Source organism: Peptoniphilus duerdenii ATCC BAA-1640, from assembly GCF_000146345.1.
Taxonomy (GTDB): Bacteria; Bacillota; Clostridia; order Tissierellales; family Peptoniphilaceae; genus Peptoniphilus_B; species Peptoniphilus_B duerdenii.
The window spans coordinates 1,439,750-1,458,986 of sequence record NZ_GL397071.1 but is presented as its reverse complement, the minus strand read 5'-3'; the positions used below and the strand labels follow the sequence as shown (position 1 = coordinate 1,458,986).

The window sequence follows — 19,237 nt, the reverse complement described above, 5'->3', positions numbered from 1 at the left end:
GCATCCATACCTACAGCCTCTTTTGATTATTTTCGCTTTTATATCAAATGTCCTTGTATTTATGCTTTGTCTTTTCCCATTTTCCTAAGTCCATTAAGCATTAAAAACAGTCCCAACATAATCATACTAAAATCTACGATAGGTTCTGTCCACCAAACTGCTGACGCTCCAAATGCCTTTGGAAATAGTAATATTGCAGGAATAAATAAAACTAACTGTCTAAGCATTACAATCATGCCTGCTTTTTTTCCATCTCCTATGGATTGGAAAAATGTAAGTGTCATAATCATAATTCCATATAAGATGAATGTTGAATAAAACATCTTAAAGTTTACAACACCAACTTCAATAATCTCCCTTCTCACACTGAATAATGATAGTAATTTTTCTGAACAAAACATTGATGGTATCCATGAAGCAGCTGCAAGAATTGTTGCACCATACATAAAAATCTTCATCGTATCTTTTACTCTTCCGTATTGTTTTGCTCCGAAATTAGCTCCAATAACAGGTTGTAAGCCTTGACTCATACCCCACAGTGGAATAAAGGAAAACATATATAATCGCATTGTAGCAGACATCAAAATTCCCCAATCATCTCCTCCATACGCAAAGGCTTGCTTAAACAAAAATGTTTGCTGTACTGCAAATAAAATTTGCATCATCATTGCTGAACTTCCTATACTGAACATTTCGCTATAAATTGCCTTGTATTTTTGAATTTTATGGATCCCTACAAAAGCACTTTTCTTTGAAAAATAGTGGAATGTCAATATTGCTTGTACAATTTGAGATATTACAGTTGCAATAGCTGCACCTTCAATCGCATATTCACCCATCAACTTCATAAAAATAGGATCTAAAATAATGTTTAATATAGCTCCCGCGCCCATAATCATCATTGATTGCTTTAATGCACCTTCGCCACGCATTGTCATATTTCCCGCTTGAGCAAAATTCACAAATATAGAGCCAAAGAAAACTATTCTTAAATATCTCACACCAAGTTCTTTAATATTTCCTTTAGCTCCTACCAAATCTAAAAAATGAGGTGCAAAAACCAAACCCAATATCGTGATAATTACAGAAAAAAATATTACCCAGTAACAAAAATTCCCGAATATTTTATCTGTCGTTTCTTTATCGCCCTTTCCGATTGCTCTTGATAGTATTGAGGCACTTCCAACGCCAATCAATGCCGATATTCCTCCATTTATAATCGTTAAGGACATAGACACACTAATGGCTGACATAGCATAATCACCAATGAGCCATCCTGCAAACACACCATCCATAAATGGATACAATCCTATGACAATCATCCCGATTATTCCGGGAATTGCCAACTTAAATAACAGTTCTTTAGGACTTTTGGTTAATAGTTGTGTTTTCATATCTTGTTTTCCCATATGACTTCCTCCAGTTGTTTTCAATATTTTTATAACTTATGACAACTGCCACTTTGCTGCCACTTGTCTTGCTTCAACAAATTTTTTGTAGATACCATCAACTTGAATAAGTTCTTCATGTGTACCTTGTTGCGTTATCTTTCCATTAGCCAAGACAAGAATTTGATTTGCATTTTTTATGGTTTTTAGTCTGTGTGCAATCATTATTACAGTTTTATCTCTTGTAAGTTCTTCCATAGCAATCTGTAGTTTATCCTCATTTTCAGGGTCTACATTTGCAGTAGCTTCGTCAAAAATAATAATCGGGGCATTTTTTATCATAGCCCTTGCTATAGATATTCTTTGTCTTTCTCCACCAGATAAACTTGCACCTCCCTCTCCTATAACTGTTTCATATTGTTCAGGAAGTTTCATAATAAATTCATGACAACACGCTTTCTTTGCAGCTTCTATAACTTCCTCATGAGTAGCATCTGGCTTGGCAAACTTTATATTGTTTTCAATAGTGTCTTGAAATAAATAAACATTTTGAAAAACCATACTAATTTGTCTCATTAATGACTCCAATGAATATTCTTTAATATTATGTTTACCTATGCTGATTTCTCCTTTCTCTACATCCCAAAATCTCGCTATCAAATTACAAAATGTAGTTTTTCCAGCTCCTGAAGCTCCAACTATAGCTGTCATTTGTTTTTGTGGTATCTTGACCGAAATATCATCAAGGATTTTTTTGCCTGAATATGAAAACTCTACATTATCAAAAGAAATATCGAAAGTAGTAGGCTTTATGTCTTTTCCATCAATATCCATCTGTGGAAATTCCTCTAACTTCTTTGTTTGTTCAATAGATCCACTAACAACTCTGAGAGAGGTTGTTGCACTTCCTGCCAATTTTATTTGAGAAAAAGCAAGAAAAGAAATTATAATCGTCATAACTGTATTTAAGAATGAAAGTTCTCCATTAATATAAAAGAAAATACCTGCACCTATTATCAAAATGCTAAACAAATCCAAAAGAATATTTTGCAAAATCGTATAAGGTGTAAACAGTTTTTCACAATCAAGATTTATTTTTCTACTATTTTCAATAGCATCTCTGACTTTTTCATCTCCTTTCCCTGTTAAATTGAAGGATTTTATAACAGCCATTCCACCTATTTGTTCTAAAATAGTGTCAACTAATTTTGCCGATGCCACTTGTCTTTTAGGAAGAACATTTCTTGACTTGTTTTCCATTTTTGAAAGAATTAATAAGTACAACAAGCATCCAATTGTAACAATAAGACCGATCCTCCATTCAAAAGCCAAAATCATTATTGTAAAAATTATTGTGTTAATAAAACCAGATAAGGTATTTACCATAACCATTGCCGCAGTATTTTCTACATCTTCCAAAACAGTTGTAGAAATTCCAACGATTTCACCAATATTATTTTCATTAAAGAATCCCATAGGTATTTTTTTGAGCATTTCACCTATTGCAACTCTTTTATTTGCCACCATAAAATAACTTGCATGGCATTGCTGTAACTGTGAATAATAATTTGCAACACTTCTGCCAACTATGCTTATAACAAGAAGTATCAAAGCAATCCATGCAGGTGTCATACTCATATCTTTTTCAACAATAGCTTTAACAATAATGTATATTGCACTGATTTGGAGCATGTGAAAAATTGCAAACAAGAAACTTACCCATATAGAATGGTATACATTTTTCTTCTCATCACCTGAGAAGTCTAAAATTTTCTTTAAGGCACTTATCATTTTATTTCACCATCCTTTACTCCAATATGGGCATTCCACATCTTTTGGTATAACTCAGAATCTTCCATAAGTTCTTCATGCTTACCATGTGAAACAAGCTCTCCATTCTCAATTAAGAATATTTGTTCTGCATCTGTTATAGTTGATAACCTATGAGCAATAATAATCACCGTTTTATCTTTTATAAGCTTTGATAAAGCTTGCTTTATAATCACTTCATTTTCAGGATCTATATATGAAGTAGCTTCATCAAGTATTACAATAGGTGCATTTTTGAGCATTGCTCTTGCAATTGATATTCTTTGTCTTTCTCCACCAGAAACATGGCTCCCACTACTTCCGACAACCGTATCGTAACCATGTTCCATTTTCATAATAAAATCATGACAACCCGATTTCTTAGCAATGTCTTCTACTTCTTTATCACTGGCACTTGGATTGCCCATTCTTATATTCTCCCTAATACTTTCGTTGAACAAAAAATTATCCTGAGAAACAAAGGCGGTCAAACTATATAATTGCTTTAATGGAATTTCCTTAAGATTGTGTCCACCAATATTTATATTTCCTTCCATGCTATCCCAATATCCAGCTATTAATTTTGCTAAAGTTGACTTGCCACTTCCACTTGGTCCAACAAAAGCCACTGTTGTACCTTCTTTTATGTTTAGGGATATTCCATGAAGAATTTCTTTTTCTTCTTCATATCCAAACTTTACATTTTGTAAATCAATATTATATTGCTGGATAGTCACTTCTCTATCAGAATGCTTTTGTTCTTTTCCTTCTAAAATTAAGTTAATAGAATTTGCAATAGTCCCTATCTTAGCAAGACCATCAACAAAATTGATTGTTTCAAGTAAAGGTCCTGCAATACCTAAAGATAGAATAATTACAGATATAAATACTTCTGCACTTAAACTGCCGCTAATGTAGAAATACCAACCAAATGGAAGCACTGTGATCATTGTAGTAGGAGATATGTTTTTAGATAAAGATACAGGTAACTGACAGCTCTTCATCCATTCATAAAAGTATCTTGCATTTGCAATGACTTTATCTTTGTACTTTGCGTACGATCTCTTGTCTTGATTAAATGTTTTTATCACTTCTATTCCATTAACATACTCAATAATTGCAGAATTCATTTCTCGATTTACCTTTACAGATCCTTCATATTGAACAGCATAATTTTTCATTACGAGTCCCATAAAAAGCATCCCCACAGGAATGGATACTAATGATAAAAGAGCCATTCTCCAATCAAGAAATAATAAGTAAATAAATATACTCAAAGAACCTAAGAGATTCGATGTCATTTCAGGCAACAGGTGAGCGAGCGGTTTCTCCATACTTTCAACCTGATCCACTATAATCTGCTTAAAGTTTCCGCTTGGAACAGAGATTATTTCTCCTAACTGCATCTTCGGAAGTTTATCAATCATTCTCAAGCGAATATCTTTCAATACACTAAAAGTCGCTTTATGAGATACAGATAACGCCGTAGAGTATAAAACAGATTTTAAAATATAAGATAACAGACCTATTCCCATCCATAAAAAATAGACCTTGAAATCTGCAATTCCATTTAATAAATAGACTAAAATACGGCTTGCAGCAATGTATGGAACAATTCCGGCAATAACACCGATACTTGCTATAAATACAGATGTTTTTAACTTTGAATGTTCCTTATATGCAAGCTCCCACAATATTACAGCAGGACTTTTTTCTTTCATAATTTAACACCTCCATAATTGTATCCATTTGCATTTTATTTTAGAAATTCATATATTGTACCATCACAGTGTTTTATAAATTCAAAATCGTGTGTAATAATTATAATGAGTTTTCCTTCTCTCTCCATATCGTGTAGGAAATTAATTAATGTATTCATCTGTGGTTTACATAATCCACTTGTAGGCTCATCTAAGATAATAATAGGTTTATTACTAAGCCTTGCTATAGCAATCAACAATCTTTGCTTCTCTCCTCCCGATAAACTTTGAGGATGTTTTTCAAGCTTTGATAATAATCCCATCTTTTCCAACATTTTTTCATTTAGGCTTTTATCTTCACTTACTGTTGATACTTCCGATAATACACTTTCTGTAAAAAGCTGGGAGCTAGGATCTTGCATTACCATAAAAATTTCTTTATTTTGTTTTGTAACTTTTTTTTGATTAACAAATACATCTCCGTGACCTTTTGTAATACCGGTCAATAATTTAATGAAAGTACTTTTCCCTATTCCATTTTTTCCAATGATAAAATTTACTCCCTTATTAAAGGAAATACTAAAGTCAAAAATTTTATTCTTTTCATATTTTTTCTTAAAATTATGACATGATAAATCTCCATTGCTAAAATTATTTTTATCATCCAATAAATTCACTTTATAATATTTATTAATTTCTAAATCACTTTTCTCTATTTTATTAAATGTTCTAAGTTCATATCCTTCTGCAATAGCTTTCAAATTATAATCATTTAAATCTTCTTTTTCGTATAAATTTAAAGACCCATTATCAATAATACATAGCTTATCCATTATATTTTTTAAATAAAATAATCTATGTTCCACAACAATTATTATCTTATTTAATTCTTTTAATTTCACTAAGGCTTCTTTTAACCTTTCTATAGATTCATTATCTAATGATGAAGATGGTTCATCTAATAAAATAATATCATTTTCAGAAATTGCACAAGCTGCAAGTGCTATCATTTGCTTTTCTCCACCAGATAAATCAAATATATTTTTGTCTAATAAGTATTCTATATTTAAGAGTTTTGAGTATTTCTTTATTCTATTGATTATCTCTGACTTGTCAGTATTTCTATTTTCTAGCTGAAAGGCTAACTCCTCAGTGGAATTCATACAGTAAAATTGAGATTTTGGATTTTGAAATACATTTGAAATAATACATGATCTTTCAAATATATTTTTACTAAGTAAATCTAGGCTGTTATATTTTATTTCTCCATTAATATTAGCATCAAGGTATTCAGGTATTACTCCATTAATTGCTTTTAATAGTGTGCTTTTTCCACATCCAGAATGTCCTGTAATAACTGTAATTTCACCAGCTTTACATTCAAAATTTAGATTTTTTAAGATATTTTCATCATCAAAAGATAAATCAAGCTTTCTTATTTTAAGCATATTTTCTACCTCTTATATAAAAAAATAAAACTAAAATAGAAACAAAAAAAATTAAATAGTCAGCAAATGTTAACTTTGCTTCTCTAATATTTGATCTATTTTGATTGACAGCAAGACCCTTAGTTAATGAAGCTACTGTCAATTCATCAGCAGAATTTGATAGGGTCATCAATAGTGGGATTATCCTATATTCAATTAATAAAATAGGATTCTTTAAAAATTTCCTAAAACTTATACCCCTCAAATAAATAGCTTGTTTTATTTGTCTATACTCAATTCTTGTTGCATAAAAATATCTAACCATAACCGCAACAGGAATGGCTATCTGATCAGGACACTTCACCTTTTTTAATGAACAAATTGCTTCTCCTACACTAGTCGTTAAAATTATATAATTTCCCATAACCATAGGTGCAAAAACTCTTTTTATTATAATTATAACTATGTGTATAAGTGATAATATTATAGAATCATTTAATTCCCTAATATTAATTTCTATAATATTCAATATTATAAAAAGTATGATTGATTTAATCCCGGATTCTATATGTCCAGATAAAAATAATAAAAAAGTAGGGAGCATACATATTAATACATAATATATAGGATTTAGGCTTTGAATATTTCCAATTGTCATAATAAAAGAAATAACCATCATTAAAAATAATTTTGCTCTAAAATCTATCCTTATCATATCTAATAACCCGCTCCCTAATTCTTACTTACCAATTTTTGAAAAATGTTTTTTCAAAAACACAATTCCTAAGCTACAACCTACAAAAGCACCAATAAATCCTAAAATAGCCATAACTATTAAAATCCAATCAGGCATAACTTTCATCATTGTGTCAATAAATTCTTGCTTATAACCTTGATTTAAAAGCCCTTGTGCATACTCATTTCTTGAGATGATAATCGGAACATAGTTTCCTAAAGTGCAAAGACTTGAAAAAGAAAATGCTAATCTAGATTTTCCTTTACTGTCATAAGAGCCTGATTTTAATATTATTTCTCCAATAAATCCTGCAATTGCTCCTGTTAAAAGTGCCCATGGACCATGACCCATGATGACATAAGCTAAAGATATTAGCATTGTTTGAATAAAAAGCATTCCTGGCTTCTTAATTTTTGTTGAAAAAAGCATGTTACTAGGTCCAACTAAAATTCCCTGTACTAAGGGAACAATTGGCATCAAAACAGGAACCATAGCTGTAAATGAGCCTATTAGCATAAAAATAAACCCAAGTACTGCAAACAAACCAACATTAATTAAATCTCTAACTTCTAATTTTTTATTCATTTCTGAAACCTCCTTAGTTATCTATTTTTTTCTAAATCTAAAATATAATTTAAAATTGTATCTTTTAGATATTTCCTATTCTCATCATATGAATCTCTTGCATTAAGAACTTGCGAGCTTAATATCATTCCATTTATATAATTTACTAAAAAACCATCTTCAAAAATCTTTGAATCAATTCCTAATTTATTAGATATTGAATCTAATTGATTTACTGTTTCTGTTTTCAAATCTTGAAACATCTTTTCTAAATCTTCATTATATTTTTTTGATTGTAATAAAAGAGAATAAACCTTAGTAATATCTGTATCTGGTAGACACTTATCCACTAAAATTTCACTCATCTGTTCATATTTATCTTGACCTATGTGAGCTTCTAAATAATTATCAATTAAATTATTTCTATACTGATTTCCATCAAGCATTAAATCTTTAAGCATTTCAGCTGTGCTTTTATAATGATGATAGACACCACCTGTGCTCATGCCAACTTCTTTAATCACATCTTCCATTGTTGTATTCTGAAATCCTTTATTCAAAAAACATCTCATTGCTGCATCTCGAATTTCTTTTTTTCTAATTTGACCAACTTTTGTTTCCTTATCTTTCAATAAAATACCTCCAATCATTCAATTATTTTCCGAGGATTCCCTCGGTTTTTATTATATCTTAATTGAAAAATATTTTCAATATCAATCAAATTATAAATTTTGCTCTACTCTACCGTATACTTCTTAATTAATTTATTTAAATGCGGTATAATTAATAAAACTGAATAAACGCTTAACGCTTATAACTTTAATAGCAAGCACAGTAAGTGAGTACCCACTTACGAAAAATTGATGAAGCAGAACCTTTATGGACTGCTTCTTTTTTTATCAATTTTACCTTGTTAGGGAGAACCCTAAGACCCCAATAATTTATGATAAGGAGATATACTATGGATAATAGAAAAAGAAATAATCAACTAAAAATATATTTAACAGATGAAGAAAAAGAAGTTTTTGAAAAGAAAATGAAACTTGCTAATTGTAAAACTATGTCTCACTTTCTTAGAAAATGCGTATTGGAAAAAGAGATTTATGTTGTAGACCTAGAACCATTTAGAAACCTACAATGGCTACTTTCAAATGTAACAAATAACATAAACCAGATTGCAAAAGCTACTAATACAACTGGTGTTATTTACAAAAATGAAATTGAATCAATGAATAAGCAGATAGAAAAATTATCAAGAGAAATATGGCAGATCCATTCCCTACTTCTTAATAAATCAAAAGAAAGTTCTGGTGACTAATATGGCAATTACAAAAATACATCCTATAAAATCAACTCTAAATTTGGCAATAGACTATATAACTAAGAGTGAAAAAACTGATGAAAAAGTCTTGGTATCTTCATTTAAATGTTATCCATCTACTGCCCATATTCAATTTATGAAAACACGAGAAGACAATGATACTAAAGGTACAGTTTTAGCTAGACATTTAATTCAATCTTTTCTACCAGGAGAGGTTGATCCTATAAAAGCTCACGAAATTGGCATGGAATTATGTAAAAAAATTTTAAAAGAAGATTATGAATTTGTTCTTGCAACTCATGTAGATAGAGGGCATATCCATAACCATATTATTTTTAATAATGTTAATTACAAAACTGGCAAATGCTACCAATCTAATAAAAAATCTTACCATAAAATTAGGTATCAAAGTGACGAATTATGTAAAGAAAATAAGCTTTCAGTCATTGATGAATATTATGAAGCTTACAAAAGAAAATATAAAACTGCAGGTAAATCTTGGTACGAATATGACCAAAACAAGAAAGGAAATTCTTGGAAGTCTAAACTACAATTTGATATAGATAGAATGATTAATAGGTCTAACTCATGGGAAGAGTTTTTAGAAAATATGAAATCTATTGATTATGAAATTAAGTTTGGTAAACACATTGCTTTTCGTCATAAAGATAAGCAAAGATTTACAAGAGCTAAGACTATCGGAGAAGATTATACTGAAGAAAAAATCAAAGAAAGAATAGATTTAGCTATTATGAACAAAGCTAATCCTATTAAAAAAAGAATAGGAAATGTCATTAATATATCTACTAATACAAAGGCTAAGTCCTCTAAAGGTTATGAAGTTTGGGCAAGAAAACATAATATCAAAACAATGGCTGATTCAATAATTAAGCTTAGAGAACAGGGAATTAATTCAATTACACAACTCGATGATCTAATCAAAAAATCTGCTGATGATAGACAAGATTTGTTAGATAAAATAAAGAAAATTGAAACTGAGATGAAGAGTTTATCCCAAGATATGGAAAATATAAATACTATAAATAAGTATCATGAAATCTATAAATACCACAAAAAAAATCCTGAAGATAGGCAATTTGAAGAAGAATATTATAGTGAACTTTCCGTCTATAAAATAGCCGCTAAAGAAATCTTAGAAAACTATAAAAAACTACCAAATACAAAAGAAATACTAACGAAACTCGATGAATTGCAAGAAAAAAAGAACACCCTTATGCAAGAGTATTCTTTGAATAAAGAACAATTTTCTGAACTTGTTCAGTATAGGAAAAACTATGAAAATTATTATGGAAAGGAAGTGGAGAGATAAAAAGCTATAAGCGGATAAACTTATAGCTTTTTTAAAATTATTTACAAATTTTTATTCTAGACTTCTTATTCTATCTACAAGACTATTTTGACTGTGCGTTTTATAGAACCTACCTGTAAATAATATCCCAATAATTATATTTACAAAGTTTACAAGAATAAGTGGCATGATTAAAAATTTATAGGAAGTCCACTTACTTTTACGACTGATTATGCACTAATACTTAGATACCACACTATATATTTGTGCACTTTTTTAAAGATTTTTCCTCAGTTAATTTCTAGCTGAATCGTCATTGTAGGCGTAATTTGTACTACCGTTACAAGAGCATCGACATCCAGGACCTGATTGTTTTGTTTCTGGTCTATTCAATTGCTATTTATAGAATAAAGGAGTATGATATATGTAGTAATTGGAGGTGGGGAGAAAATAATGAAAAGAAAATATCTTATTTTACCAGTTTTTATCGTTGTAATTATACTTCTATTATTTTCTATTAATAAATTTTCAGGTTATAAAAATATCAAATCTACTGAGTCTAATATGAATAATTCTAAATTAACGTCTAATGATAACTTGAATGAATTCGATAGAAGTAAAGAAGATATTGCAATAGATCAAAAGATTTCTCAACAACGCAAGAAAAATGAAAAGACATATAAAGAAGATGGAATTGCTGGTTCTTTTGTCGCTGGAAGTGGATTAGCTCCAAAAAGATCAAAAGAAGATTTTGTATCTATAATGAATGGGCTTAGCAAGTACATTGATGAGCATCCTGATCTTTATCCAAAATATGATGAGTTCTCTGAAGAAATGACTGTAGGCACTTCAGTAGACCCTAGATTTGAAAAATTAATTTATGGAGAACCACGAGCTAATAGCGAGTTAATAGCTAATGTCGACAAATCTGATTTGATTGTTATGGAAGCACGAAGACTTGATGGCAATTATGATGATGTCCTTATGCAAAAAAATACTGATGGAGTTTGGGAAGTTTTATTTGTTGGGAATTACTATTCGATTAAAGATGATTTATTTAAGAAATAGATTGTTTTTTAATTTTTAAAATATAAGATTATCTAAAGTAACGGGACATCATATACTCCCGTTACTTTTTTTGTTCCACTTATCTATAACTTTGTCGATCCTTCATGAGTATTGAATAGTTTTTTATGCTCAGCCCTCTGAAACATTAAAAAAGTACTATACATATTCATGCTCTTTAACTTTTCTAATAAATCCATAAAGGATCAACTCACTTATCAAAAATAATAAGACGAGAAATAACACCAGTTTTATCCCCACATAGATGAAATTTTCAATTTTAAAAATTTCAGAAGGTAAGTAGTTAACGAAAATCATATGACTCTTATTTCTAAATAATTTCAACAAAGTAAACTGCCATGCACCCAATAAAACCATTAGACCATAACCCACTTTGACGCTTTTACTTAGAATACTGATAATTAAACTAATATTTACTATGACAAGTGTTTCTATATAAGCAATAAGGATTTGCATTATAAATGTTTTATATATGCTCCAGGATGTCGTTGCTAAAAAATATTTAGGTATTGTTTGAATATTTAGATGGTATCCATTTAGGCTATACCTACTCCAAACAAATAAGTAAAGAAGTACGATCCCAAAGATGAACATACCAGTTGAAAGTTCATAGGCATTAATCCAATTGATTTTATTAATTTGGTCTTTTCCATATTTTGTGCTGATATTTATTTCATGAAATCCCGATCTTTTACTTTTATGGTAAATAGGGATTGACATGAGCATAATAAATAGCCATATTACATAAAGTGTTTGTGGGAAAAGCGTATCGATAACTTTCCAACCTTCGACATAACCATCTTGTAATGATTGTAAAGTAGGTGTTTTTCCTGAATCTTGTGATTCAATAAGTTTCGCCCTTTCACCAAAAAACTTTTTATTGGCATTTTCAAGAGTATTCCAATTTTCCCCATATACCCTTTTTATCTTCTCTACAATAAACTGATCTTGAACATCAATCGTATTTCGTTCGGAGACATCAGCATCTATATATTTTTTTATCATTGTAGAAATTGATTCATTAGACAATTTAGTATCTTCAATAAAAAATCTCCATTCTGTTCCATCACTAATTTCCATATTTTCTTGATATAAATATTCTTTTGAGACACTGAAAAGGCCGGATAGGATGATGAAGATAATGGCTATTCCGTAAACAAAAACAATTTTTTCTCTTAAGAGCGTTTTTAAGTTTTCATTGTGGAGTGTATTTAACTTTTTCATTCCTGATCCCTCCTTAAATATAATAATTTCTCAATAACCATTTACTAGCAAATTCGAGAATAAGAATGTATAGACAGCCAACCATTATTGTTACAAACCCATACGGAACTATCTGATCTCCTATAAAAAAAAGTTTATTCGTACTCAATATCCCACGAATAAAATTTTGCGGAAGTAGATTGAATACTACTTCAGAAGTGTTAGCCAGCCAATTAGATTTATATGTTAACAACACTTCTAATAAAGTAAATACTACAATTGTTCCTTTATCGTTTTTTAATAACAAAGATAAAAAGGATATAAAATATACATAAATAAACGTAGCTAGTAACCCTACTGCTATCTTAAATAATATCCCTTGCCATACTTTGAGAGAAAAGATATTCATTGAATCAATAAATTGTATGGACGAATTCCAACCGTGAAGTCCATAAATAACACCTACAATTAGAAGAATTGATAAAATATACATTAAGTATATACTTGCTCCAAATAGCAATTGAGCGAATATTTTATGACCATATAATTTCTTTCTTGATTCTCGATTATAAAGCGTAATTTCACTCATGCCTACCGTTGAATTTTTTTGAAATGCAGATGCAAAGAGGACACTTAAAAAAATCGCAAAACCCCACCAAGTCTGTTCTAAAGAATTCGAAAACGCCTGCCACCCCATATTATACGCATAATAGAAAGGTTCTTCGACCGCCTTCGCTTTGGAATATATTAATTTATACTCTTGGTCAGAATACGGCGTTTCTGTCCTTTTAAGCACTTCAATAACTGTCTTTGGCCAATTAACATAAAAATCTTCCATTTCTTGTTCTGTCAAATTCATGTCTATATAGGTCGTTAAAATATCTTGTCCATAGGGAGCATTTAACGTCATGAATAGAAAATCTTGTGGATAGACTAATTTTAATCCAAGTTTCCTATCCTCTGTTCGAGTTCCTTCGATATATGGTTTCCCATTACTTCTATCATAACGTTCTTTTTCTTTAAGCATGTATTCTTTGGTGACATATCCATCCGAAACTTTGGCTTGTTCTGATAATATTTTCCATCCACCTATACCACTATAAAATTCACCATTGTTGTCTATAATATCGACACTTGATATGGAGACAATGGAGGATAGTATGATAAGAAAAAAAATAACAAGCAATATGGCACTATTGCTATGTATGATTTTTTTAAGCTCTAACCTTGTTAATCCTTTCATATCAATCTCCTTTTACAATAAAATAATCCTCTAAATTACTATTGACTTCAGTAGCCCCTTCAATTTTTGGCCCATGATAGCGTACAATCATCCCCCCATCAATTACTTTAATACGTATAATAAAAATATCTTTTCTTAATTCTTCAAAGGTATCTGTATTAACTGTAATCTCGTATATATTATGAATAGAATCTACCAATTCAGAAACCTTTTTAATGCCACTCACTGCACCGTTGTTTACAAGAATTACTTTCGAGGTAATAGCATCAATATCGGAGATAATATGTGTAGAAAATAAAATAATTTTTTCACTACTCATCTTACTGATAATGTTGGAAAACCTATTTCTTTCTTTTGGATCTAATCCTGCTGTTGGCTCATCTAAAACTAGAATGCTCGGATCATTTAATATCGCTTGTGCAATTCCAACTCGACGCTTCATTCCCCCTGAAAAACTATACACCTTTTTATCTGCCACATCAGACAAGTTAACAAAATCCAAGACCTCCTCAATTCTCGTTTTTAATTCCTGATTTCTTAATCCTTTAAGCGCTCCTATGTAAGATAAAAAATCTTTTGCTGTATAGGCAGGATGAACTGAAAACTCTTGCGGAACGTATCCTATTTCATCCCTATACGCATCTTGAATGGACATAATATTATTGTCATTCCAAAGAATCTCACCTGTCGAAGGTTTCATTACGTTGGTTATCATACGTAATAGAGTTGTTTTACCAGCTCCATTGTTTCCCAAGATACCATAAATCCCTTCTGGTATTTGTAAGTTCACCGATTTTAAGGCAACTTTCTTCCCATAATTTTTACCAATATCTTTTAGTTCAACTATATTCAACTCTACACACCCCTTTTTATTACGCAATTTAAAAAAATTGATAACATAATAAGCATTCTACTAATTATATTTTACCACTTTATCAAATATATTGCATTTCTAATGTTTTTCTCAGACTATATCCCTTATTAGTATCTATTATCTTTTACTTTATGTTTTAAGCCATCCTGTCCACACAACTCCAAATATCTATTCTGTCTACACACCCCTATCATTCTTACTATAAATATATTTCCACAAGGTATTTTCCAAAAAGAAAAATGGCTTTTAAGATTTCTTCTAAAATACTAAAAGCCATTGATTTCAACAGTCTTATAACCTCTTATCTTATTTTCTTGACATCAATACTACACTCTCAACTTGGCTTGAGTGGTCAGTATTGATAAATTTTGAAAATTTTCAAAAGCCTCGTATGTGGGAATATATTTATAGAATAAATTCTCTTTCCCTCACATATTATATCATGATTACACAAAGCAAAAACAGCTCCTGATGTGGAGCTGTCTCTTCCCTATATATTTAAATGACATAGAAGCTTTACTGGTTATTTTAATTTGAATCATTAACAAATTAGCTAATCATCTTTAAATAAAATTCTTCCAATGTTTCTTCTTTTCTAAAAATTTCATAGACTTTTATGCCATTATTAACTAATAGACTAACAACCTCTGAACTGTCTTCTATATTTTCTTTAACTCGAATCCTGCCATTTTGAATATCAATTTTGGAGATTTCTTGTTCCTTTAATATCTCTACAGTTCTATTAATATCTGAAGTGTAGATTTCTATATAATTAAAATCTCTGCTATGCAAATCATCCAAACTTAATTTATCTATCACTTGACCGTCATTAATAATCGCTATTTTATTTACCAAATTTTCCAACTCCGGAAGTACATGACTAGAAATAATAATAGTCACTCCATTTTCTTCATTTAGTCTTTTCAATAAGCCCCTTATTTCTACTATCCCGGTAGGATCTATTCCATTAATAGGCTCATCTAAAATTAGAAGTTCCGGTTTCCCCAAAAGACATACAGATAAAGCTAATCTCTGCTTCATACCAACTGAATAGTTTTTAACTACCTTACCATCATCGTAGCTTAATCCAACTAATTCTAAAGATTTCTTTATAGTATTCTCATTAGTAATGCCTTTTTGAATGGCAAAATATCTCAAATTATCTTTACCTGTCAAATTACCAAACAAGGTTGGATTTTCCAAAATTGCTCCAATTTTCTTTCTTCCTTCTGAAAGATTCTTCCCTCCAAACAATTCATAATCACCTTGAGTTTTCTCGGTAATTCCACAGAGAATTTTCATCAGTGTTGATTTTCCAGCACCATTTTTACCAATTATACCATAGATATCTCCTCTATTCACTGTTAGTGAACAGTTATTTAAAGCGTATTTGTCATTATATTTTTTTGAAAGATTATCTGTTTTTACTATAGCATCCATAATTCACCTCAATTGATTTCTTTTCTACTAAATCTTACATATCCGCTTATTAGATAAATTACAAAGACAAAAACAAAACTAATACCAACTGTCTTCATAAAGCTATTTCCAATTTGCTCTGTTGCCAATCCTAAATCTAATAGCTTGAATGGTTGTATTAGAAGAAGGTTATTAAATACATCGTAGATTTTTCCTTCAGTCATATACATTCCGATTTGAAAAACTGATGGAATTATAACAAAGGAAGTTGCAATGCCTAGAGCCACATTGTTCAATAAATAAGTTAATCCCATGACACCATTGTTTACATTTATCATCAATACTATCATTCTAATCAAGAAATAGACAAATCCGATATATGATCTTCCAATGTAATCAGCTCCTACTAGATTTTTTAATAAACTGAATAATAAAATCAATCCTCCCATTATTACTATAGAGAAAAGAGTAAAAATTTGTAAAGTAATAAGATCACATACAAATATGCGTTTTCTACTAAGCCCCATTGACAGTAGCTCTACTTTTATATCTTTTTTCTTAAAAATAGTTACACTGAAAAAAATTGAAATTATAATACTAACAATCTTTAAAAATGTTTCCATAGATTCAAAATATTCTCCCGAATTAGAGTCTATGGATGAATAAATCATACTTCCTAGTAATATCAATGTAATAGCAAAGATAAATTTAAGATAATTTCTTGTATGAAAAATTCTAAAAATCTCAGCTTTAATATATTTCATGATCTTTTCACCTCTCATTGATAAATTCAAATCTATTTAGTTTACCTTCTAATTTTATTTTATTAGGCGTATTTTGATTAAATATCTCATCATAATTTTTTAAACCAAGTTCGCCTTCAACAATAGAGAAATTCAATATATTATCTCCTTTAAACTCATTTTTTTCTCCAAAGATTCGAGATTTATTTAAATTTAGTTTACTATCACTAATATTTGTAGAACTCATACTTAAATCTGATAATTCTAAATCAAGATTTAATTTGGTAATCGTTGAATCAGTAAGATCAACATCGATTGCATTACCCTTAATGCCTACATTCTTAAGCGTTGCATTCTTAATACTTATTGAACCAACTCTATCATTTATAGAAATCTTATCTATGTTTTCGATAGGTCCTTCAATTACCAATTTCAATTTAGATGATTCTTCGTCTAGTATTCCTATTGGTTTTTGTTTTAATAGCTTGTTAGAGATACTAATTACGCCATTTTTTTCTTCGGCCTCTATAGGACTCACATAGTCTGATTTTAAATTTTCAATCTCTACATTGTAATTTTCACTTGTATTGGATATTAACTCTATATTTGTAATATTTGTATCAATTTGTAATTCTTTGATTTTTTCAAATTTTTTTGTTCCTGTATAACTAGATGCCACTACAGGATCTAAGCCATTTTTGTCAATATAATATTCATCTTCAGATAATTTTAGATTTAGCTTTCCTCCCATATTGCATCCGACAAGAGTTAAAACTATACCTAATGCCAAGGTGATCCATAATTTCTTTTTCATATTAAAACCCCTTTCTAACTATTGATGTTTTTTTCCTTGATTCTTTTTATTATTAATTTCCCAATTAGGTTAATTATTTCAATCAATATCCCTGTTGCTGAAATAACTAAAAGTATTACTCCCAGTAGCAAACATAAACTTGCTATCGAGAATCCACCTAAAAAGAAATTTTTTACTGTTCCAATAACCAATAAGATTACCGTGAAATAAGTAGCAGCTATTAAAAAAATAGCTGTAAACAATAAAGCCAAGAATACTATTAATCCTACCAAAATTGTTGGTAGTGATAAAATACTTAAGGTAATTATTGGTATCCCTTTAAAAATTTTCTTAATTGAACTGTTTTCATCTTCCCAGTTATCTATTTTCATAGATACATTTAATTCCCTAGCAATTTTATTTACATCATATTGATTTGGTATTTGATCTTCATCCGCTAAATTCATTTCATCAAATAACTCTGAGTAAAATAGAATTGCCTCTTCTCTTTCTCTGTTATCAAATTTCTTTAATTTTTTATCCAAAGTTTGTAAAAAAGATTTCCTAATCATCTCTACCCTCCTTACTTTTCAAAATAAAATCATCTACTGTATTTTTATACTTTGACCAGCTTTCTAATTGCTTCTCCAATTCTTTTTTTCCATCATCCGTTAAAGTGTAATATCGCCTACTTCTTCCATTTATGGATTTATTATATGTTGCAAGATAATTGGATTTTTGCAACCTTCTTAATACTGGATAAACGGTAGATTCTGAAATATTAAATTCATCTGATAACTCTTGGGTCAACTTGTACCCATAGGTATCTTCCTTATCGATTGCTATTAAAACACATAGCTCCAAAACTCGAGTATCTATTTCAAACAATCCCAATCACCTCACTTTTAAACTTATTATGCTATATGTCATATAGTATCCTTGCCTATATTATATGTCGTATAGTATTAGGCGTCAATAGCTTAATTGTATTTTTCTAAGTATTCTTATTTTGACTATTGATGCCTCTATATAATCATCTACTTATGACATTATATGTTATATAACATCAAGATTTCTTGATTTAAATATATCCAGATATCCTAATCATGAACTAACAAAATAATATCTTCAACATTTTCCTAAGTCGACTTATGACGTCATTATACAATCTGTTTAAATATAGCAAAAAAAATAAAGGCAGTCCGAAGACTGCCGATATTTATCTCTCTGCTCCTTTGCTATGGTCTTTCTTATTTGACTTAGCTTTGTCATCTGTCTTAAAGCTTTTTATTTGCCCTAATATGGACTTTTTATCTTTATCTTGACTCTTTACTTGTTCTTTTGATTTTAAGAGCTTAGACGACAAAATACGAACGTTTTTATGTTCCTTTCCGTTGTTATCAATGCTTGTTTTTACTTGACCAAATATTTTAACAAAATCACCTTGTTTAAGGTTCTCTAAATCTTTTGTCTTATCTCCATAGGCTGAGCAATTAGTATAAACTTTATTTCCATCATCATCTTTAGAAACAAGAGAAAAGTTACTTACCTTGAACTTTTCTCCATTAGCATTTTCTCTTTCAAGATTTTCTAATTTTCCAGCTATATTTCCCAATTTCCTC

Annotated in this window: 18 protein-coding genes and 1 pseudogene; 3 read left to right on the top strand and 16 right to left on the bottom strand. The window is 29.9% G+C overall.

All coding sequences use genetic code 11. The features are described from left to right. Window positions 1-59: 59 nt before the first annotated feature. From HMPREF9225_RS06515 to HMPREF9225_RS06485, 7 genes are read right to left on the bottom strand one after another with little or no spacing between them, the layout of a single operon-like run. Window positions 60-1,409 (bottom strand): MATE family efflux transporter, encoded by a 1,350-nt coding sequence (locus HMPREF9225_RS06515; RefSeq protein WP_002836636.1) that lies wholly within the window; start codon window positions 1,407-1,409, stop codon window positions 60-62. Between the two features lie 36 nt (window positions 1,410-1,445). Then, the gene (locus HMPREF9225_RS06510; protein ID WP_002836637.1) at window positions 1,446-3,179 is read right to left on the bottom strand and encodes an ABC transporter ATP-binding protein; all 1,734 of its coding nucleotides are present in this window, start codon (window positions 3,177-3,179) and stop codon (window positions 1,446-1,448) included. Beyond that, the gene (locus HMPREF9225_RS06505; protein ID WP_002836638.1) at window positions 3,176-4,918 is read right to left on the bottom strand and encodes an ABC transporter ATP-binding protein; all 1,743 of its coding nucleotides are present in this window, start codon (window positions 4,916-4,918) and stop codon (window positions 3,176-3,178) included. The genes HMPREF9225_RS06510 and HMPREF9225_RS06505 overlap by 4 nt, the downstream gene beginning before the upstream one ends. Window positions 4,919-4,953: 35 nt before the next feature. Next, window positions 4,954-6,345, bottom strand: coding sequence for an ATP-binding cassette domain-containing protein (locus HMPREF9225_RS06500; RefSeq protein ID WP_002836639.1), 1,392 nt, complete (start codon window positions 6,343-6,345; stop codon window positions 4,954-4,956). Further along, window positions 6,338-7,039 carry an energy-coupling factor transporter transmembrane component T gene (locus HMPREF9225_RS06495; protein ID WP_008902150.1) on the bottom strand — a complete coding sequence of 234 codons (702 nt, stop codon included), beginning with the start codon at window positions 7,037-7,039 and terminating at the stop codon, window positions 6,338-6,340. Before HMPREF9225_RS06495 ends, HMPREF9225_RS06500 begins: the two co-directional genes overlap by 8 nt. Before the next feature lie 24 nt (window positions 7,040-7,063). Further along, a complete protein-coding gene (locus HMPREF9225_RS06490) occupies window positions 7,064-7,645 on the bottom strand; it encodes an MptD family putative ECF transporter S component (RefSeq protein WP_002836642.1) in 582 nt (193 codons plus the stop codon). A gap of 17 nt (window positions 7,646-7,662) precedes the next feature. Continuing rightward, window positions 7,663-8,274 (bottom strand): TetR/AcrR family transcriptional regulator, encoded by a 612-nt coding sequence (locus HMPREF9225_RS06485; RefSeq protein ID WP_002836644.1) that lies wholly within the window; start codon window positions 8,272-8,274, stop codon window positions 7,663-7,665. 311 nt (window positions 8,275-8,585) lie between these two features. Between HMPREF9225_RS06485 and HMPREF9225_RS06480 the strand changes: the two genes are divergently transcribed. From HMPREF9225_RS06480 to HMPREF9225_RS06470, 3 genes are all read left to right on the top strand, one after another. Then, window positions 8,586-8,942 (top strand): plasmid mobilization protein, encoded by a 357-nt coding sequence (locus HMPREF9225_RS06480; RefSeq protein ID WP_008902149.1) that lies wholly within the window; start codon window positions 8,586-8,588, stop codon window positions 8,940-8,942. A gap of 1 nt (window position 8,943) precedes the next feature. Beyond that, window positions 8,944-10,275, top strand: a complete 1,332-nt coding sequence (locus tag HMPREF9225_RS06475) for a relaxase/mobilization nuclease domain-containing protein (RefSeq protein WP_008902148.1) — start codon at window positions 8,944-8,946, stop codon at window positions 10,273-10,275. A 432-nt stretch (window positions 10,276-10,707) separates the two neighbouring features. Further along, the gene (locus HMPREF9225_RS06470; RefSeq protein WP_141553741.1) at window positions 10,708-11,322 is read left to right on the top strand and encodes a hypothetical protein; all 615 of its coding nucleotides are present in this window, start codon (window positions 10,708-10,710) and stop codon (window positions 11,320-11,322) included. 156 nt (window positions 11,323-11,478) lie between these two features. Here HMPREF9225_RS06470 and HMPREF9225_RS06465 read toward each other — a convergent pair whose 3' ends face one another. The 9 genes and pseudogenes from HMPREF9225_RS06465 to HMPREF9225_RS06425 all read right to left on the bottom strand — a co-directional run. Continuing rightward, entirely contained in the window at window positions 11,479-12,564 is a 1,086-nt protein-coding gene (locus tag HMPREF9225_RS06465) for a hypothetical protein (RefSeq protein WP_008902146.1), read from the bottom strand. 13 nt (window positions 12,565-12,577) lie between these two features. Beyond that, entirely contained in the window at window positions 12,578-13,786 is a 1,209-nt protein-coding gene (locus HMPREF9225_RS06460; protein WP_008902145.1) for a brp/Blh family beta-carotene 15,15'-monooxygenase, read from the bottom strand. Between the two features lies 1 nt (window position 13,787). Further along, a complete protein-coding gene (locus HMPREF9225_RS06455) occupies window positions 13,788-14,639 on the bottom strand; it encodes an ABC transporter ATP-binding protein (protein ID WP_040551387.1) in 852 nt (283 codons plus the stop codon). Window positions 14,640-15,209: 570 nt separating this feature from the next. Continuing rightward, a complete protein-coding gene (locus tag HMPREF9225_RS06450; protein WP_008902143.1) occupies window positions 15,210-16,100 on the bottom strand; it encodes an ABC transporter ATP-binding protein in 891 nt (296 codons plus the stop codon). A gap of 8 nt (window positions 16,101-16,108) precedes the next feature. After that, entirely contained in the window at window positions 16,109-16,843 is a 735-nt protein-coding gene (locus tag HMPREF9225_RS06445) for a membrane protein (protein ID WP_040551384.1), read from the bottom strand. A gap of 7 nt (window positions 16,844-16,850) precedes the next feature. After that, entirely contained in the window at window positions 16,851-17,636 is a 786-nt protein-coding gene (locus HMPREF9225_RS06440; protein ID WP_008902141.1) for a DUF4097 family beta strand repeat-containing protein, read from the bottom strand. A 14-nt stretch (window positions 17,637-17,650) separates the two neighbouring features. After that, a complete protein-coding gene (locus HMPREF9225_RS06435) occupies window positions 17,651-18,187 on the bottom strand; it encodes a DUF1700 domain-containing protein (protein WP_008902140.1) in 537 nt (178 codons plus the stop codon). Beyond that, entirely contained in the window at window positions 18,180-18,503 is a 324-nt protein-coding gene (locus tag HMPREF9225_RS06430) for a PadR family transcriptional regulator (protein ID WP_040551382.1), read from the bottom strand. The genes HMPREF9225_RS06435 and HMPREF9225_RS06430 overlap by 8 nt, the downstream gene beginning before the upstream one ends. Window positions 18,504-18,834: 331 nt before the next feature. Then, a pseudogene (locus HMPREF9225_RS06425) lies at window positions 18,835-19,230 on the bottom strand (hypothetical protein); the annotation flags it as partial. Window positions 19,231-19,237: the final 7 nt, after the last annotated feature.

What these genes read in the sequence shown, in the direction of transcription:
- HMPREF9225_RS06515 (WP_002836636.1), bottom strand. Translation starts at nt 1,409, where the DNA reads ATGGGAAAACAAGATATGAAAACACAACTATTAACCAAAAGTCCTAAA.
- HMPREF9225_RS06510 (WP_002836637.1), bottom strand. Translation starts at nt 3,179, where the DNA reads ATGATAAGTGCCTTAAAGAAAATTTTAGACTTCTCAGGTGATGAGAAG.
- HMPREF9225_RS06505 (WP_002836638.1), bottom strand. Translation starts at nt 4,918, where the DNA reads ATGAAAGAAAAAAGTCCTGCTGTAATATTGTGGGAGCTTGCATATAAG.
- HMPREF9225_RS06500 (WP_002836639.1), bottom strand. Translation starts at nt 6,345, where the DNA reads ATGCTTAAAATAAGAAAGCTTGATTTATCTTTTGATGATGAAAATATC.
- HMPREF9225_RS06495 (WP_008902150.1), bottom strand. Translation starts at nt 7,039, where the DNA reads ATGATAAGGATAGATTTTAGAGCAAAATTATTTTTAATGATGGTTATT.
- HMPREF9225_RS06490 (WP_002836642.1), bottom strand. Translation starts at nt 7,645, where the DNA reads ATGAATAAAAAATTAGAAGTTAGAGATTTAATTAATGTTGGTTTGTTT.
- HMPREF9225_RS06485 (WP_002836644.1), bottom strand. Translation starts at nt 8,274, where the DNA reads ATGATTGGAGGTATTTTATTGAAAGATAAGGAAACAAAAGTTGGTCAA.
- HMPREF9225_RS06480 (WP_008902149.1), top strand. Translation starts at nt 8,586, where the DNA reads ATGGATAATAGAAAAAGAAATAATCAACTAAAAATATATTTAACAGAT.
- HMPREF9225_RS06475 (WP_008902148.1), top strand. Translation starts at nt 8,944, where the DNA reads ATGGCAATTACAAAAATACATCCTATAAAATCAACTCTAAATTTGGCA.
- HMPREF9225_RS06470 (WP_141553741.1), top strand. Translation starts at nt 10,708, where the DNA reads ATGAAAAGAAAATATCTTATTTTACCAGTTTTTATCGTTGTAATTATA.
- HMPREF9225_RS06465 (WP_008902146.1), bottom strand. Translation starts at nt 12,564, where the DNA reads ATGAAAAAGTTAAATACACTCCACAATGAAAACTTAAAAACGCTCTTA.
- HMPREF9225_RS06460 (WP_008902145.1), bottom strand. Translation starts at nt 13,786, where the DNA reads ATGAAAGGATTAACAAGGTTAGAGCTTAAAAAAATCATACATAGCAAT.
- HMPREF9225_RS06450 (WP_008902143.1), bottom strand. Translation starts at nt 16,100, where the DNA reads ATGGATGCTATAGTAAAAACAGATAATCTTTCAAAAAAATATAATGAC.
- HMPREF9225_RS06445 (WP_040551384.1), bottom strand. Translation starts at nt 16,843, where the DNA reads ATGAAATATATTAAAGCTGAGATTTTTAGAATTTTTCATACAAGAAAT.
- HMPREF9225_RS06440 (WP_008902141.1), bottom strand. Translation starts at nt 17,636, where the DNA reads ATGAAAAAGAAATTATGGATCACCTTGGCATTAGGTATAGTTTTAACT.
- HMPREF9225_RS06435 (WP_008902140.1), bottom strand. Translation starts at nt 18,187, where the DNA reads ATGATTAGGAAATCTTTTTTACAAACTTTGGATAAAAAATTAAAGAAA.